Here is a 15,768-nt window from a genome sequence, read left to right on the forward strand (position 1 = left end):
TAGTCGCAAATGAATGCACCAGCAGCATTATTGGCCATAAGCGTCATATTGTTGTTGGTGCATATTTTTTTGCAGGCTTTTCTCGCAACACGTGAATTGGGACGAAGCTGGAACGCCGGACCAAGAGATGGCGGTGAGGCGCCAAAATCGGTTTATGCCGGTCGGGCAATGCGTGCGAGCGTCAATTTCCGTGAAACTTATCCGGCATTTCTGGCATTGATGTTGCTTGGTGATTTTGCCCCAAATAACATTATGTTGACCGTGGCAGGTGGATCCATATGGGTCATAGCAAGGATTATCTATATTCCGCTTTACCTCTTGGGCATCCCCTACATCCGTAGCATCGTCTGGCTAATTTCCATCCTCGGATTGGTCATCATGCTTGTCGCCGCTTTCTGGAGTTAGATGATGGCTCCTTATTTTGTCGAATGGTCAACATTGATGGCGGTATTCGCAATTGCGGCAATAACGCCGGGAGCCGATTTCGCATTGATTTTGCGCCAATCGTTGGTTCATGGGCGTGAGGCCGCTTTTGCGACAGCTTTCGGCATCGGCGCGGCTCTGCTCTTTCACGTAAGTTACACGATTCTGGGACTTGGATTGCTCATTTCGAAATCCCTTATTCTGTTTAATGTCGTTAAGTGGCTCGGTGTTCTCTATCTTCTCTATATCGGCATTAAAAGCATTACCTCGCGCGGTATTGCGGGTGAAAAAAACGAAAACGGAAAAAGTAGGAAAACACGGCAAAATTTGAAAAAAGCATTTTTTGCCGGATTTACCGTCAATGCTCTTAACCCCAAAGCGGTGTTTTTCTTTCTTTCGATTTTCTCGACATTTGTCGCACCGGTAACGCCTATAGCAGTTAAGTTTTGCTATGGTCTATCGATGTCGGCACTTCTTATAGGATGGTTCGTTTTGGTTGGCATTTTTATGACGACCCCTGCCATTCGCTCATTATATCAACGCGCCGCCAAATGGATTGATCGCCTTTGCGGAGCTGTTTTCATCGCATTCAGTATCAGGCTTATGTTTCAGAAAGCCTCGTAAGTTTTAAAATTTTCAGGTCTCTGCGGCCGTAACGAAAGGAAAAAGAATGTCTTATGATGTCGTCGTAATTGGAGCAGGTCCCGGTGGATATGTTGCAGCAATCAAGGCTGCACAACTCGGGCTAAAAACCGCAATCGTGGAAAAGCGCGATACATTGGGTGGTACATGTCTTAATGTCGGCTGTATTCCTTCCAAAGCGCTGCTCTATGCTTCCGAAATTTTTGCCTCGGCTCAACACGGTTTCGAGGCTTTGGGTGTTTCGGTTTCCAAACCCAAACTCGACCTTGCCGGCATGATGGCCCACAAGCAGAAAACCGTTGATGGTAACACAAGCGGTGTCGCTTTTCTGATGAAGAAAAACAAGATTGACACCGTTTACGGCACGGCCAGAATTCTTGGTGCAGGCAAAGTCGAAGTTGCTGCCAAAGATGGCTCGAAACAGACTCTTGAGACCAAAAATATCATCATCGCAACAGGTTCCGACGTTGCCGGTATTCCGGGAATGAAGATCGATATCGATGAAAAAGTTATTGTTTCCTCAACCGGTGCTTTGTCGCTTCCCAAAGTACCTCATCACATGGTTGTTGTCGGCGCCGGTGTGATCGGTTCTGAGCTTGGTTCGGTCTGGAGCCGGCTTGGTGCAAAGGTAACAGTCGTCGAATTTCTCGACAAGGTTCTGGGGCCGATGGATGGCGAAGTGTCCAAGCAGTTCCAGAAACTCATGGAAAAACAAGGTATCGAATATAAACTCGGCGCAAAAGTAACCGGCGTTGAAAAAACCGCATCTGGTGCAAAAGTTACCTTTGAACCTGTTAAAGGTGGTTCGGCTGAAACTCTTGAAGCCGATATTGTTCTCGTTGCTACTGGTCGTCGTCCTTATACCGAAGGACTTGGTCTCAAAGAGGCCGGTGTAGCACTGGACGAACGTGGTCGGGTGAATATCGATTCACATTGGCAAACAAATATTGCCGGAATTTACGCAATTGGCGATGTTGTCAAAGGTCCGATGCTTGCCCATAAAGCGGAAGACGAAGGTGTTGCTCTGGCTGAAATTCTTGCCGGTCAAAAAGGCCATGTCAATTATGATGTGATCCCGAGTGTCGTTTATACAGAACCGGAAGTCGCATCTGTCGGTAAAACCGAAGAAGAGCTTAAAGCAGCCGGCATTGAATATCGCGTTGGCAAATTCCCCTTTTCTGCCAATGGTCGTGCCCGCGCTATGTTGAAGACTGACGGATTTGTCAAAATCCTTGCTTGCGCCAAGACCGACAAGGTTCTGGGCGGCCATATCCTTGGCTTCGGTGCTGGTGAAATGATTCACGAAATTGCTGTTTTGATGGAATTTGGCGGCTCATCGGAAGATCTGGCACGGACCTGCCATGCTCATCCGACAATGTCGGAAGCTGTGAAAGAGGCTGCATTGGCCGCTTTTTCAAAACCGATCAATATGTAAGCGATTTAACATATTATTCAAAAAGGCTGCCTTCGGGTGGCCTTTTTATTGCAATCAAACCGGATTTATATGGTCACTCCGGAATTTTCAGGTCAGACTGGAATGGGAATGTCGATTTTATTTCATAGTCGGGATTTAATCACGAAAATACGTCGATACTATCCATATTGATGAATGCGATGGCAAAACTTTGCTTTGAGTTTTTTCGCTTAAAGAAGCCATTGTTGGTTTAATAGAAATGACAGGACTGGAAAAAGGGAAAAAGCGTTATCCGGTACACGTCGTAATCAGATGCGTGAGACGGCAATTTCTCGCCTTCATAAGCGTATCATGCCGTTAGCAAAAAACTTTTGCGGATTTGTTGCTTTTAAAATTATCAAAGTTTTATCGGGCTGACATGATAGCCATGTTTTCGTAATTGTTCGACAAGGCCACTATCGTCAACCATATGTGCTGCACCAACCGCGATGAAACTGTTTCCTTGTTCAATCAAAGGAAGCGCGCGTTCAGACATGCGTAAGTTGCGTTTTGTCATCAGGATATCTTTGAAAATTTCCTGGTCTTTTTTGCTGATCGTTGTTTTGAACAGAGTATCAAGAACGAGAATTTCGCCAATACGACTTTGTTTATAAAGTTGCGTTTCGGTATAAAACATATCGGCGTAAAATTTGGGGTTGTCGAGGTAATCTTCGATTGACCTTGCCTGAAAACTTATAGGTAGTTTTTCAATTGCAGATAATTGTTCATCAACTGTTTCAAGACCGATGACCTGTTTTCCAAGTTTTTTGGCGTTTTGCCCGATTTCTACATCAAGTGCACGGTATCCATAGGCTTCCCGACGCGCCTCGCAGGCCGGTAGGCTCAATGTCATCCAGATGAACCATGGTTTGTTATTGGCAATAAGTTGAAAAGGTAGACCGTGGGTTTCAAATGCGGTTTTAAGCTTATGGAATTCTTGCCGCGAAAGTCCATCCTTGAAACTCTCGCCTTTTTTGGCAGTCAGAAAATCGGGTGAGGCAGCAAGTTTTGCTGCCATTGCTTTACCGTTATCATCCGCCGCTTCACTCAACTCGAGGACAATACGGTCTGCATTTTCGAGTGCTGTTTTGACCTTTGGAGCGAGATTGACAATTTCCGGATCGGTCACATGCATTGTGCCGAAAAGATAGGATGGCTTGGTCCCTTCTTTTTCAACCTTCCAGAATCGTGCATTGCCATTTTTTATTTTTTTTGCACGGCTCAAAAATTTCCGGTTTTCTTCTTTTGAAAGTTTTTTGGTTAAATCCTCACCCGAGCAGACAGGTGGCTCCGCCTGTTTTTTTTGTTCAAGCAGTGCTTTCGGTAAAAATTTTTCAAAAAATTTTGGCTGTGGAGGTGTCGCGTCTTCACTCAATGCCGGTGAAGAAAGGTAAAAAGTGCCGGCAAAAAGAGCAAAAAGAAAAGCAAAACGTTTCGACAATCTCGCGATCGTTTTGAAATATATTCGGCTTTTTTTTTGCATCACAGCCTTCCGCTTTGTCGGCACTTTTCAGTCATTAAAGCTATAAAACAAGCTTTTTATCTTCTTTTCCTTCACGAATTCTGGTGGGAAGTCCCATTTCATCAAGTCTTTTCAGGAACGGTTCCGGTGGCAATTCTTCCACATTGGCCATGGTTTTTACATCCCAATCGCCAAGTGCCACCAATATGGCAGCGGCGACAGCCGGAACCCCTGCCGTGTAGGAAATTGCTTGTGAACCTGTTTCGAGATAGGCTTCTCTGTGGTCGGCGATATTATAGATAAACACCTCGCGGTGTTTGCCATCTTTTTCACCTTTGACGAGATCGCCGATGCAGGTTTTACCGGTATAATCAGGTGCGAGCGAAGATGGGTCCGGCAAAACAGCTTTGACCACTTTAAGCGGAACAACTTCCAAACCTTCAGCGGTTTTTATGGGTTGTTCGGATAAAAGCCCAAGATTTTTCAACACATTGAATACGGTAATATAGCGTTCGCCGAACCCCATCCAGAAGCGGATATTCGGCACATCAAGATTTTTTGACAAAGAATGGATTTCGTCATGACCGGTCATATAGGTGTTGCGCCGACCGACAACCGGCAAATCCCATTCGTGCCCGATTTCAAACATTTTGTTTGAAACCCATTTGCTGTTTTGCCATGACCAGACCTGACCGGTAAATTCACGAAAATTGATTTCCGGGTCGAAATTGGTGGCAAACCAGCGCCCGTGACTACCGGCATTGATATCGATAATATCAATATCGCTGATTTTGTCGAAATAGTCCTGATGGGCAAGCGCTGCATAAGCGTTGACCACACCGGGGTCAAATCCTGCTCCCAGAATTGCGGTCACTTTATGCGATTCACATTCTTCGCGGCGTGGCCATTCATAATTGCCATACCAGGGAGGCGTCTCGCATATTTTTAGCGGATCTTCATGAATAGCTGTGTCGATATAGGCTGCACCGGTCTCAATACAGGCCGACAGAACGGACATATTAAGAAAAGCTGAGCCGACATTGATAACAATCTGGCTTTTTGTTTTACGAATAAGATCTGCCGTCGATTTTACATCCATTGCGTCGAGATGGTGCGTTTCGAACACACCTTTTACCTTCATGGATTTTTTCTCTTTGACGGATGCAATGATCGACTCGCATTTTTGCAGTGTTCGTGATGCGATATGAAGATCACCGAGAATATCGTTATGTTGGGCGCATTTGTGAGCAACCACCTGAGCCACTCCGCCTGCGCCAATAATCAGGATATTCTTTTTCATTCCCGGTTTGTCTCCTAAATTTTGCTTTCAAAACCCTTGTTAAATCTGGAGCCTTTTTCAAGAAAGGCTTTCACAATAGTCTTTATACCCGAATTCACGTTGAACACGAATGGTTCCATCCAATTCTTTTATCGCAATAGCGGGCATATTAAGACCATTGAACCAATTTTTTTTCACCATTGTGTAACCGGCCGCATCTTCTATCGACAAATGGTCGCCTACTTTCAATTTTTCAGGAAAACGGAATGTTCCGAAAATATCTCCGGCAAGGCATGATTTGCCACAAACCATAATTTCATGAGGTCCCTGATTTGGCGAAATTTTCGCTTTTTCCCGATAAACAAGAAGATCAAGCATATGAGCTTCGATGGAACTGTCAACGATCGCAAGATCCTTGCCATTATGCATTGTGTCAAGAACGGTAACTTCAAGTGTTGCGCTATTGGTAATAGAAGCTTCACCCGGTTCAAGATAAACCGTAACCCCGTATTTATCCGAGAAACGCTTGAGCCTGTCGGCGAAAGCTTCAAGCGGATAATCTTTACCGGTAAAATAGATGCCGCCGCCAAGGCTGATCCATTGAACGTGGTGAAAAAGTTGACCAAATTTTCGTTCTATATCGGAAAGCATCCGGTCAAACAAAGCAAAGTCGCCATTCTCGCAGTTATAGTGAATCATGAAACCGTTTACGAGCGGCAAAACCGCTTCGATCTTTTCGTAACTTGTTTCGCCAAGACGACTGAAAGGGCGGGCAGGGTCGGCAAGATCGAAGCCGGAACAGCTCATTCCCGGGTTTAGCCGCAAACCTCTTTCGATATGTTCAGACTTTTTTGCAAATCTGTGAAGCTGGTTGATGGAATTGAATATGATTGTATCGGCATAAGTGATCGCTTCATCAATTTCATAGTCGGCCCAGGCGACAGAATAGGCATGGGTTTCTTTGCCGAATTTTTCTTTTCCCAGACGCAGTTCGTAAAGCGATGATGACGTGGTGCCATCCATATAGCGCGCCATAAAATCGAAAACGCCCCATGTTGCAAAACATTTCAATGCCAAAAGCGATTTGGCACCTGAGAGTTCACGCAACCGGGCGATTATTTCCATATTACGCATCAACTTCGATTTATCGACAAGGTAATAGGGCGTTTGAAGCATTTTTTAATCCTGCAATATTCGGTTTTTCCGACGGCTATCAAAGCCTCGACCACATATAGAAACACATTTCTATAAGAGCAAATATGTTCTTCATTAACTATAGCAAAAAAGAGTGCAGTTTTCTCGATTTGATGTCTGCTATAGTCCTGATGTGTCGTTCTGGGAAGGATTCTTAATGCGTAAATTCAATAAACCTTTTTGCTTGTTTGTCGGACTGCCAGTGATCGGTCTTGTCGCCGCTTTTTCTTCATTTGCTGCTGATCTCAATGAAAATCTTGTGGTTGCGCAAAACGCCAAAACAACAGAATCCTCTGCCATTACAAACACGAGCCGTGGCGAATTGAACGGTTTCAAAGGCTATCGCCATCACCGTACCGGTTATAAAAAGCATACTGATGGCTGGTGGTATCCGGAAGCAGCATTTGAACCGGGAGCACATGCCGACAGCACCAATGTGAAACCTAAAAAACCGTCACAAAAATCCAAAAAAGAAGATGACAAGCCATGGCTTATCAAAAACCATGTCGATTTTTGTTTATCAAAATATAAGTCCTATACAAGTTCCGATAACAGCTATCAGCCTTTTGACGGTCCGCGAAAACAGTGTGTATCGCGTTATTATAGTCCGAAATGAAAATCGTCCGATTGATGACAATCGGACGACATAAACGCCCCATTCCGGTGAAATGAGAAAAATTTAAAAAAAACGGCAAAATTTTCTGGGTTAGGCCATTGAAAGGGCTTGCGTGTGAGGCTTTAAAACATCCAATATAGAATTAGGTGATACCGATTCATTTTCGGTGACCTATATAGAAACGAGGCCCGAAAAACAGGATGGTGTGCAGATAATGACAACACGGGAAGCAATCTTGATATTGCTGGTAATACTTCCCTTTGTCGGTAGTGCCATTATCGGTTTTTTTCGTTCTACAGCAAAAAATAATGAAGCATGGTTTGTCGGTGCAATCGCACTTATGGCACTGTTTTCTACAATCATGCTTTATCCGGCTGTTTCTGCCGACAATGTTATAAGACTTGATATTATCTGGCTGCCGCAATGGGGGTTGAACTTCACTTTGCGGATGGACGGCTTTTCATGGCTGTTTTCACTTCTTATAACAGGTATCGGCCTACTCGTGGTCGTCTATGCCCGTTATTATATGAATCCGGCTGATCCGGTGCCGCGGTTTTTTTCATTTCTGCTTGCCTTTATGGGCTCGATGCTTGGAATGGTGTTGTCGGGCAACATTGTTCTCCTCGTTATTTTCTGGGAACTCACCAGCATTTTCTCGTTTTTGCTGATTGGCTACTGGTACCATAATGCAAGTGCACGTGATGGTGCGCGCATGGCCCTGACTGTGACGGGATTTGGCGGCTTTGCGCTTCTTGTCGGTATGTTGATTATCGGCCACATTGTCGGCAGCTACGATCTTGATGTGGTGTTAAATTCTGGTTCGCTCATCAAAGCGAGTCCGCTTTATATTCCGGCACTTGTCTGCGTGCTTCTGGGAGCATTGACAAAAAGCGCACAATTTCCGTTCCATTTCTGGCTTCCTAATGCAATGGCTGCGCCGACACCGGTTTCTGCCTATCTTCATTCGGCAACAATGGTCAAAGCCGGTGTGTTTCTTATGGTGCGGTTCTGGCCGGTATTGTCGGGGACAGAAGCATGGTTCTGGATTATCGGGCTTTGCGGTTTGATTACGCTTTTGATCGGTGCCTATTTTGCAATGTTCCAACAGGACCTTAAAGGTCTGCTTGCCTATTCGACAATCAGCCATCTGGGGTTGATAACCACGCTCTTAAGTCTTGCAAGCCCGCTTGCTTGCGTTGCAGCAATTTTCCATATCGTCAACCATGCTATCTTCAAGGCATCGTTATTTATGGCAGCGGGCATTATTGACCATGAAACGGGAACGCGCGATATGCGCAAATTGTCGGGGCTTTTCCGTTATATGCCGTTTACCGGAACATTGGCGCTGGTTGCAAGTGCTGCCATGGCAGGGGTGCCGCTTCTCAATGGCTTCATATCGAAGGAAATGTTTTTTGCCGAAGCGGTTGAAGTCCACATGGAATCCTGGCTTGACAAGATTACGCCTTATCTCGCAACGTTAGCGGGATTATTGAGTGTTACCTATTCTGTGCGTTTTATTCATGGGGTATTTTTTGGCGGAAAACCGCATGATTTACCAAAAATTCCGCATGAACCTCCGCATTTCATGCGTTTTCCAATCGAGTTGTTGGTATTTTTGTGTCTTCTCATCGGTATATTTCCGAAATTTGCAATCGGTGGCATTTTGGGCACTGCCGTTCATTCGGTATTGGGGGGCGAGACGCCGCATTATGATCTCGCTTTGTGGCATGGCGTTAATACCCCGCTTGTCATGAGCCTCATTGCTTTGATAGGCGGGCTTGTACTTTATATTCTCACGCGCAAATATCTGAAATCATGTGAAGGTGGCCCGCCATTTTTCAGACATTTGAAGGGGCAGCGTATTTTTGAACGCGTATTGGTAACAATATCCTGGAAATGGGCGCGTTCGGCCGAGGCTTTCCTTTCCACGCGTCGCCTGCAAGTAGAGGTGCGCTGGATTGTTCTTGCGCCAATCGTTGCACTCTTATTGTTGATCGCCGGCAATCAATGGATTGATGCGGGTGCGTTGCCGCTTTTCCCGCTTGATCTGCCATTTTTAATTATCTGGCTGATCGGGGGTGTTTGCGCAATATTGGTTGCATGGCAGGCAAAATTCCACCGCTTCGCTTCACTTATGCTTCTGGGCGTTACAGGGCTTATGACATGCGCCACATTCTTGTGGCTTTCAGCCCCCGATCTTGCCTTGACACAACTGGTTGTTGAGGTTGTCACAACTGTTCTTCTGCTTTTGGGGCTCAGATGGTTGCCCAAACGCTTGCAGGCTCCCGATCCTATGCCGAGCGGTTTTACGCCATGGTTGAGAAGAGGCCGCGATTTCCTTATTGCTGTCGTTGGCGGTGGTGGGCTTGCCTGGCTCTCTTATTGTGTGATGACCCGTCCCCAAGGCCAAACGATTTCAGACTTTTTCCTCACCCATTCCTATTCCAATGCCGGTGGCCGCAATGTCGTTAATGTGCTTCTTGTTGATTTTCGTGGCTTTGACACAATGGGTGAAATAACGGTGCTTGGCATTGTCGCGCTCACCGTTTTTGCCCTTTTGAGGCGTTTTCGTCCCGCAGTTGAAAGTATCGAGGCACCGGCGCAACAAAAGCTTCAATCAGCTTTTGACAAATCGAGACCCGACCGCGAGGTTGGTGATACCGTTTCCGATTACCTTGTTATTCCACGCATCATCATGCATTGGCTTTTTCCGGTTATTATGGCCTTTGCGGTCTATCTTTTCATGCGCGGGCATGATTTGCCTGGTGGCGGTTTCGCCGGCGGTGTCACTATGGCCATCGGATTTATTCTGCAATATGTGGCTTCGGGAACGCGGTGGGTGGAAAGTCATCTTAAAGTTTTACCGCTGCGCTGGATCGGATTCGGTATTCTTCTGGCTTTGGTAACAGGCATCGGCTCGTGGTTCTTCGGCTATCCCTTTCTTACCTCCTATTTTCAATATACGAAGATTCCTTTTATCGGACAAATGCCGACAGCCACAGCTATGGCGTTCGACCTCGGTGTTTTTTCACTCGTTGTCGGTGCAACTGTGCTGATGCTCATTGCGATAGCGCACCAATCAATCCGGCATTATCGCATTGGTAAACGCACAACCCGTAAAGAGGAGGAACACTGATGGAAATTGTTCTTTCTTTGGGGATTGGTGTGCTCGCCGGTTCGGGAATCTGGCTTCTTTTGCGGCCAAGAACCTATCAGGTCATTCTAGGGCTTTCACTTATTTCCTATGCGGTCAACCTGTTCATTTTTTCAATGGCACGTCCCCGCTCGAACGCGGCACCGATCGTTGATCCCTCCAATCCTGTCAATCCGGCAAATTACGCCGATCCGATACCGCAAGCGCTGGTTCTCACAGCCATTGTTATCGGTTTCGCGACAACCGCATTATTCCTTGTTATTCTGCTGGTTTCACGTGGGTTAACCGGTTCGGACCATGTCGATGGGAGGGAAAATAAATGATCGAAAATTTTCTCCGCCATCTCGTTATTCTGCCTATTCTTCTGCCCGTTGCGACTGCGGCACTTCTGCTTTTTTATGATGAAAGACGCCGCAAACTCAAATTATGGATAAGCCTTTCATCGATAGGACTACTCGTTCTTGTTTCTATCGGATTGATCGGGCGGGCTATTGATGTCTCCCCCCATGCAGAGGTTTATAACCTCGGCAATTGGCAAGCGCCTTTCGGAATAGTTCTGGTGCTTGACCGGTTAAGTGCGGTCATGGTCTTTCTGGCAACTCTTCTTGCGGCTGCTTCATTGGTGTTTTCGGTCGCCCATTGGCATAAAGCCGGTCCCCACTTCCATTCTCTCATGCAATTTATGATTGCCGGTGTAAACGGTGCTTTCCTGACCGGAGACCTGTTCAATCTGTTTGTGTTTTTTGAAGTTATGTTGACAGCATCTTACGGGCTTGCCCTTCACGGTAGCGGGCAGGCGAGAGTGCGCGCCGGCATGCATTATGTTGTGGTCAATCTTATTGCTTCATCGTTTTTTTTGATTGGTGCGGCGCTTATTTACGGTGTCTGCGGAACATTGAATATGGCCGATCTTTCATTGAAACTTCAAACGCTCAAATCGCCCGATCGTATTATTTTCGAGTCCGGCGCGGCAATTCTTGGAATTGCTTTTCTGGTCAAAGCCGGTATGTGGCCACTCAACTTCTGGCTGACACCGACTTATAGTGCTGCGGCTGCACCGGTTGGAGCCACATTTGCTATTTTAAGCAAGGTCGGCATTTATGTTGTTTTGCGGCTCACCTTGTTGGTTTTCGGGACTGATGGCGGAACTTTAACCGGTTTTGGCAATGACATATTGTTTTATGGCGGGCTTGCAACTTTAATATTCGGTTTTATCGGAGTGCTTGCAAGTCAGGCTCTGGGACGGCTTGCTTCTTATAGCGTTCTGGTGTCGTCGGGAACGCTGCTTGCCGCTATCGGAACCGGTAATGCTTCGCTCACCGCTGGCGCGCTTTTCTATATTGTTTCCTCCACTTTGTCGCTTGCAGCATTTTTCCTGCTCGTCGAACTTGTCGAACGCAGTCAGGACACAGCCGCCAATGTTCTTGCGGTAACAATGGAAGTTTATGGCGAAGACGAGGAAGATGAAGAGGATGAAGTTGGCACTTATATTCCGGCAACGCTTGCAATTCTTGGAGCATGTTTCGGAATAACGGCTATTCTCATTATCGGTATGCCTCCATTTTCGGGGTTTGTCGCAAAATTCATGATGATTACCGGTGTTTTCAATCCGGATGGACTAAATGGCGATGGTTACCAACCAAGTGCGCGGGATTGGACTTTTGTCGCTCTTCTCATCTTTTCGGGGTTTGCCGCACTTATCGCCATGACGAGAACCGGTATCCGCACTTTCTGGGCTTCAATTGAAGGTAAAGTGCCACGCGTGCAAGTAATAGAATTTGCGCCCGTTGCGGGTTTGCTCGGCTTGTGTCTTCTATTGACCATTGCTGCCGGTCCGGTAGCAAGCTATCTCGGAAAAGCCGCTGAAGAACTGCATCATCCGCAAAATTATATCGACAGTGTTTTGCCGCAGGAAACCGTAGCAGTGAGCCCGATCCCGTCACAAGAACTAACAGCGGGACTTATCGATAATGTTGACGCTGAAAGGGGTATGAAATGAAACGCATAATCCCCTATCCATTGTTGACCTTGTCGCTTCTTGTCATGTGGATGATTTTGAACGGCTTTACCTTGGGGCAGGGTCTCATCGGCATTGTCGTCGGAATTGCGGGAGGCTTTCTGATGCGGTTATTAAAACCGCAGAAGGTACATATCCATAATTGGGGCTCGGTTATAAGGTTGTTTTTTCGCGTAACGATCGATATCGTCAAGTCGAATTATGATGTTGCTCTCTATGTGCTTTTTAGCGGTGCAAAACGGAAACAATCCGGTTTCATCACGGTTCCGCTTGAACTTAAAAACCATACAGCACTTGCTGTATTATCCTGTATTATGACTGCAACACCCGGGACTGCCTGGATTGCCTATCATAGCAAAGATAGCAGTCTTCTTGTCCATATTCTTGATCTTGATATGGATAATGAAGATTATTGGAGAGATTTTATTAAAAACCGTTATGAAAGTCTGCTTCTGGAGATATTCCAATGAGTATTGTTATTCTTTATTGGGGCATCAATATTGCGCAATTGTTTCTGGGACTTGCGATGATCTTGTCGTTTATTCGCCTGATCCGTGGACCACGCGCTCAGGACAGAATTTTGGGTCTTGATGCACTTTATACGGCTACTTTAATGTTGTTTGTCACTTTTGGTATGCGCACCGGCACAACAATATATTTCGATTCCGCATTGGTGATCGGCCTTTTGGGCTTTGTTTCAAGTTCGGCTTTGGCCAAATTTCTGATGCGCGGGGAAGTGATCGAATGATTGAAGACTTTCCTCTCTGGCTTTCTATTGTCATTGTGTTTTTCCTGCTTTTAGGCTCGGGGTTGACATTGATCGGCGCCATCGGTCTTAATCGCGCCAAAAGCTTTTATGAACGTTTACATATGCCAACGCTCGGAACAAGCTGGGGTGTCAGTGGCATTATCATTGCCTCGATCATCTATTCAACGGTAAGCGGTCACAAACTCATTTCCCATTCTATATTGCTTGCAATATTTATTATCGTAACAACTCCGGTCACCCTGATGTTGTTATCGCGGGCAGCCATGCAGCGCGATCAATCCTCCAATTCAACCGAATTGCCGGAAAAAATGCGCTATCAAAAGATTGACGATTCTTTGCCGACGCCGCAAGAGCTTCTCGAAAAAACGCCGAGCCTTGATGATTTCAAATAATGACAAATGGTGAAATGGCTCAACGACTGTAGAGGCGAAACGGCACATTGATTAAGCCGATATAATCGAGCCGACTCTGGCACAAAAGAAATCCGTATTAACAAGAAGGCGCCCTATTTTCTTCGTCAAATATGGGCAATCATTGCTTATCGCTTGTTGCTTTTTGTTTTGAAAGCCAGTTGAGCTAGACGAATATGAACTGCTCGTTTCAGACAAATCCGGTTATAAGAGATAGTTAAAAGAAGCGCGTTTAATTTTGGCAAACACGCTTCTTTGTGAAGTCCGGTTATTTTTTTAAATCTTCGGGGTGTTTGCGAGCAACCTGACGACCGAAATCGGGTGCATCAACTTCCTGCCCCGCATCAATAATGCCGCGTCTTACGGCACGTGTACGCGTGAAAAGATCAAATAGAGCTTGCCCATCTCCCCAGCGGATTGCGCGTTGGAGCGAAGCAAGGTCTTCACTGAAGCGTCCGAGCATTTCAATGATAGCGTCTTTATTGTTCAGGCAAATGTCGCGCCACATGGTCGGGTCGGAAGAGGCAAGGCGGGTAAAATCACGAAAACCGGAAGCCGAATAGGCAATGACTTCGGAATTGGTGACTTTTTCAAGGTCGCTTGCCGTGCCGACAATGTTATAGGCAATAAGATGTGGCAAATGCGATGTAATTGCCAGAACCAGATCGTGATGTTCGGGATCCATTCTGTCAACTTTTGCACCACAGGCTTCCCAGAATTGGGTCAATTTGGCGATTGCTTTTTCATCCGTATCAGGAAGCGGTGTCAAAATGCACCAGCGATTGATGAAAAGGTCGGCAAAACCGGCATCGGGACCGGAAAATTCGGTACCGGCAATAGGGTGACCAGGGATAAAAATGACATTATCGGGCAATTCCGGTTTCATCTGGCGGATAACCGATGCTTTGGTAGAACCGACATCGGTAACAATGGCACCGGGTTTTAAATGCGGTGCAATTTCCTTTGCAACCTGACCGGATGAACCGACCGGCACCGAAACAATAACGAGATCGGCATCTTCAACCGCTTTGCCATTGTCGGTTGTATAGCTGTCACCCAGTTTAAGTTCGCGTGCCCGTTCAAGCGTCGTTCCTGTGCGGGTGGAAATGGCGATATGATCGGCCAATTTTTTTTCCCGAATAACGCGGGCAAGAGAAGAGCCGATAAGACCGATACCGATAAGGGCGATTTTTTTAAATTTCACTTCAGACATTTTTCTACTTCAAAAAATTTTTCAATGTGGCGATAACGCCGCGATTTGCTTCTTCGGATCCAATGGAAAGGCGCAACGCGTTCGGAAATCCGTATCCGGTAACGCGGCGCAAAATATACCCGTTGGCTTTCAGATAATCATCAGCCTGAGCGGCCGATTTTTCCTTGTCTGCCGGAAAATGGATGAGCAGAAAATTGGTGACAGAAGGCGTAACCTTAAGCCCCAAAGCCTCGATTTCATGTGTGAGCCAGGAACGCCATTTTGAATTATAGGCTATAGCATTCTGGATATAGGCTCTGTCGCGAAAAGCAACACTTGCTGCGGCTTGTGCCGGTACACTGACATTGAAAGCTCCGCGAATACGGTTAACCGCATCAATGACATGAAGGGGCGCATACATCCACCCCACACGCAAACCGGCAAGCCCGTAAATTTTTGAAAATGTGCGTGTCATGACAACATTTTCGTTGGCAGAAACAAGTTCTACGCCGGTATCGTAATCATCCTCGGTGACAAATTCGGCATAGGCACCGTCAAGGACTAAAAGCACATTTTTAGGCAGCCCTGCATGAAGCCTTTTGACCTCGGTTGCTGTCAGATAGGTGCCCGTCGGATTACCGGGATTGGCGATGAAAACGATTTTTGTTCTTTCTGTTACTGCGTCAAGAATGGCATCAATATCAATTCGGCAATCTTTTTCTTTCACAATAACAGGTTTTGCACCGGTACCTCTGATTTGTATTTCGTAAACACCGAAGCCGTGCTCGGTCATAATACCTTCATCACCGGCTGTAAGATAGGTATTGGCTAACAGCCCCAACAAATCATCCGATCCGTTTCCCGCCATCAGATTGCTTCTTGCAAGCCCTGTCACTTCCGAAATGGCTTCAAGAAGCGGTGTGGCCGAACCATCCGGATAGAGTTCAAGATGTGCTGCTGCCTGCCGATAAGCATCAATTGCTGCCGGGCAAGGACCAAGCGGCGACTCGTTCGAAGAAAGTTTAAAAACTTTCTTCGTATTTTTTACCTCGCTTGATCCGGGAACGTAAGCTGCAATATCCAGAATACCTTTTCTAGGCTGTGGACGGTCAACAATAACATCTTTTTTCATCGATATTTATCCGGTCTGGTAGTTT

The 15,768-nt window shown here is 46.2% G+C and carries 15 protein-coding genes; 10 read left to right on the plus strand and 5 right to left on the minus strand.

Annotated elements, in window-relative coordinates; translation table 11 throughout:
• Positions 1–9 precede the first annotated feature (9 nt).
• The 3 genes from PEB0122_RS02155 to lpdA are packed head-to-tail and all read left to right on the plus strand — an operon-like array spanning position 10 to position 2,500.
• Positions 10–405 carry an MAPEG family protein gene (locus PEB0122_RS02155; protein WP_075915372.1) on the plus strand — a complete coding sequence of 132 codons (396 nt, stop codon included), beginning with the start codon at positions 10–12 and terminating at the stop codon, positions 403–405.
• 3 nt (positions 406–408) lie between these two features.
• Positions 409–1,047: a LysE family translocator gene (locus tag PEB0122_RS02160; RefSeq protein WP_075915694.1), complete on the plus strand. Its 639-nt coding sequence runs from the start codon at positions 409–411 to the stop codon at positions 1,045–1,047.
• A 46-nt stretch (positions 1,048–1,093) separates the two neighbouring features.
• Positions 1,094–2,500: a dihydrolipoyl dehydrogenase gene (gene lpdA / locus PEB0122_RS02165; protein ID WP_075915373.1), complete on the plus strand. Its 1,407-nt coding sequence runs from the start codon at positions 1,094–1,096 to the stop codon at positions 2,498–2,500.
• A 376-nt stretch (positions 2,501–2,876) separates the two neighbouring features.
• Here lpdA and PEB0122_RS02170 read toward each other — a convergent pair whose 3' ends face one another.
• The 3 genes from PEB0122_RS02170 to PEB0122_RS02180 are packed head-to-tail and all read right to left on the minus strand — an operon-like array spanning position 2,877 to position 6,435.
• Entirely contained in the window at positions 2,877–4,001 is a 1,125-nt protein-coding gene (locus PEB0122_RS02170; protein ID WP_143238781.1) for a TraB/GumN family protein, read from the minus strand.
• 40 nt (positions 4,002–4,041) lie between these two features.
• Positions 4,042–5,280, minus strand: a complete 1,239-nt coding sequence (locus tag PEB0122_RS02175; protein ID WP_075915375.1) for a saccharopine dehydrogenase family protein — start codon at positions 5,278–5,280, stop codon at positions 4,042–4,044.
• 57 nt (positions 5,281–5,337) lie between these two features.
• Positions 5,338–6,435 (minus strand): carboxynorspermidine decarboxylase, encoded by a 1,098-nt coding sequence (locus PEB0122_RS02180; protein ID WP_075915376.1) that lies wholly within the window; start codon positions 6,433–6,435, stop codon positions 5,338–5,340.
• A 175-nt stretch (positions 6,436–6,610) separates the two neighbouring features.
• On the opposite strand from PEB0122_RS02180, the gene PEB0122_RS02185 reads away from it, so the two are divergent.
• The 7 genes from PEB0122_RS02185 to mnhG all read left to right on the plus strand — a co-directional run bounded on the left by PEB0122_RS02185 (position 6,611) and on the right by mnhG (position 13,401).
• Positions 6,611–7,069: a BA14K family protein gene (locus PEB0122_RS02185; RefSeq protein WP_075915377.1), complete on the plus strand. Its 459-nt coding sequence runs from the start codon at positions 6,611–6,613 to the stop codon at positions 7,067–7,069.
• A gap of 214 nt (positions 7,070–7,283) precedes the next feature.
• The gene (locus PEB0122_RS02190; protein ID WP_075915696.1) at positions 7,284–10,205 is read left to right on the plus strand and encodes a monovalent cation/H+ antiporter subunit A; all 2,922 of its coding nucleotides are present in this window, start codon (positions 7,284–7,286) and stop codon (positions 10,203–10,205) included.
• Positions 10,205–10,546, plus strand: coding sequence for a Na+/H+ antiporter subunit C (locus tag PEB0122_RS02195; RefSeq protein ID WP_075869471.1), 342 nt, complete (start codon positions 10,205–10,207; stop codon positions 10,544–10,546). The genes PEB0122_RS02190 and PEB0122_RS02195 overlap by 1 nt, the downstream gene beginning before the upstream one ends.
• A complete protein-coding gene (locus tag PEB0122_RS02200; protein WP_075915698.1) occupies positions 10,546–12,222 on the plus strand; it encodes a monovalent cation/H+ antiporter subunit D in 1,677 nt (558 codons plus the stop codon). The genes PEB0122_RS02195 and PEB0122_RS02200 overlap by 1 nt, the downstream gene beginning before the upstream one ends.
• The gene (locus PEB0122_RS02205) at positions 12,219–12,710 is read left to right on the plus strand and encodes a Na+/H+ antiporter subunit E (protein ID WP_075915378.1); all 492 of its coding nucleotides are present in this window, start codon (positions 12,219–12,221) and stop codon (positions 12,708–12,710) included. Before PEB0122_RS02200 ends, PEB0122_RS02205 begins: the two co-directional genes overlap by 4 nt.
• The gene (locus PEB0122_RS02210; RefSeq protein ID WP_075869469.1) at positions 12,707–12,988 is read left to right on the plus strand and encodes a K+/H+ antiporter subunit F; all 282 of its coding nucleotides are present in this window, start codon (positions 12,707–12,709) and stop codon (positions 12,986–12,988) included. The genes PEB0122_RS02205 and PEB0122_RS02210 overlap by 4 nt, the downstream gene beginning before the upstream one ends.
• The gene (mnhG, locus tag PEB0122_RS02215; protein ID WP_075869468.1) at positions 12,985–13,401 is read left to right on the plus strand and encodes a monovalent cation/H(+) antiporter subunit G; all 417 of its coding nucleotides are present in this window, start codon (positions 12,985–12,987) and stop codon (positions 13,399–13,401) included. The genes PEB0122_RS02210 and mnhG overlap by 4 nt, the downstream gene beginning before the upstream one ends.
• A gap of 286 nt (positions 13,402–13,687) precedes the next feature.
• On the opposite strand, the gene PEB0122_RS02220 is transcribed toward mnhG, so the two are convergent.
• On the minus strand, positions 13,688–14,632 hold the full coding sequence (locus tag PEB0122_RS02220) for a prephenate/arogenate dehydrogenase family protein (protein ID WP_075869467.1): 945 nt from the start codon (positions 14,630–14,632) through the stop codon (positions 13,688–13,690).
• Between the two features lie 4 nt (positions 14,633–14,636).
• Positions 14,637–15,743 carry a histidinol-phosphate transaminase gene (hisC, locus tag PEB0122_RS02225; protein ID WP_075869466.1) on the minus strand — a complete coding sequence of 369 codons (1,107 nt, stop codon included), beginning with the start codon at positions 15,741–15,743 and terminating at the stop codon, positions 14,637–14,639.
• Positions 15,744–15,768 lie beyond the last annotated feature (25 nt).

The sequence above is a fragment of the Ditibartonella apis genome (assembly GCF_001952075.1).
Taxonomy (GTDB): domain Bacteria; phylum Pseudomonadota; class Alphaproteobacteria; order Rhizobiales; family Rhizobiaceae; genus Bartonella; species Bartonella apis.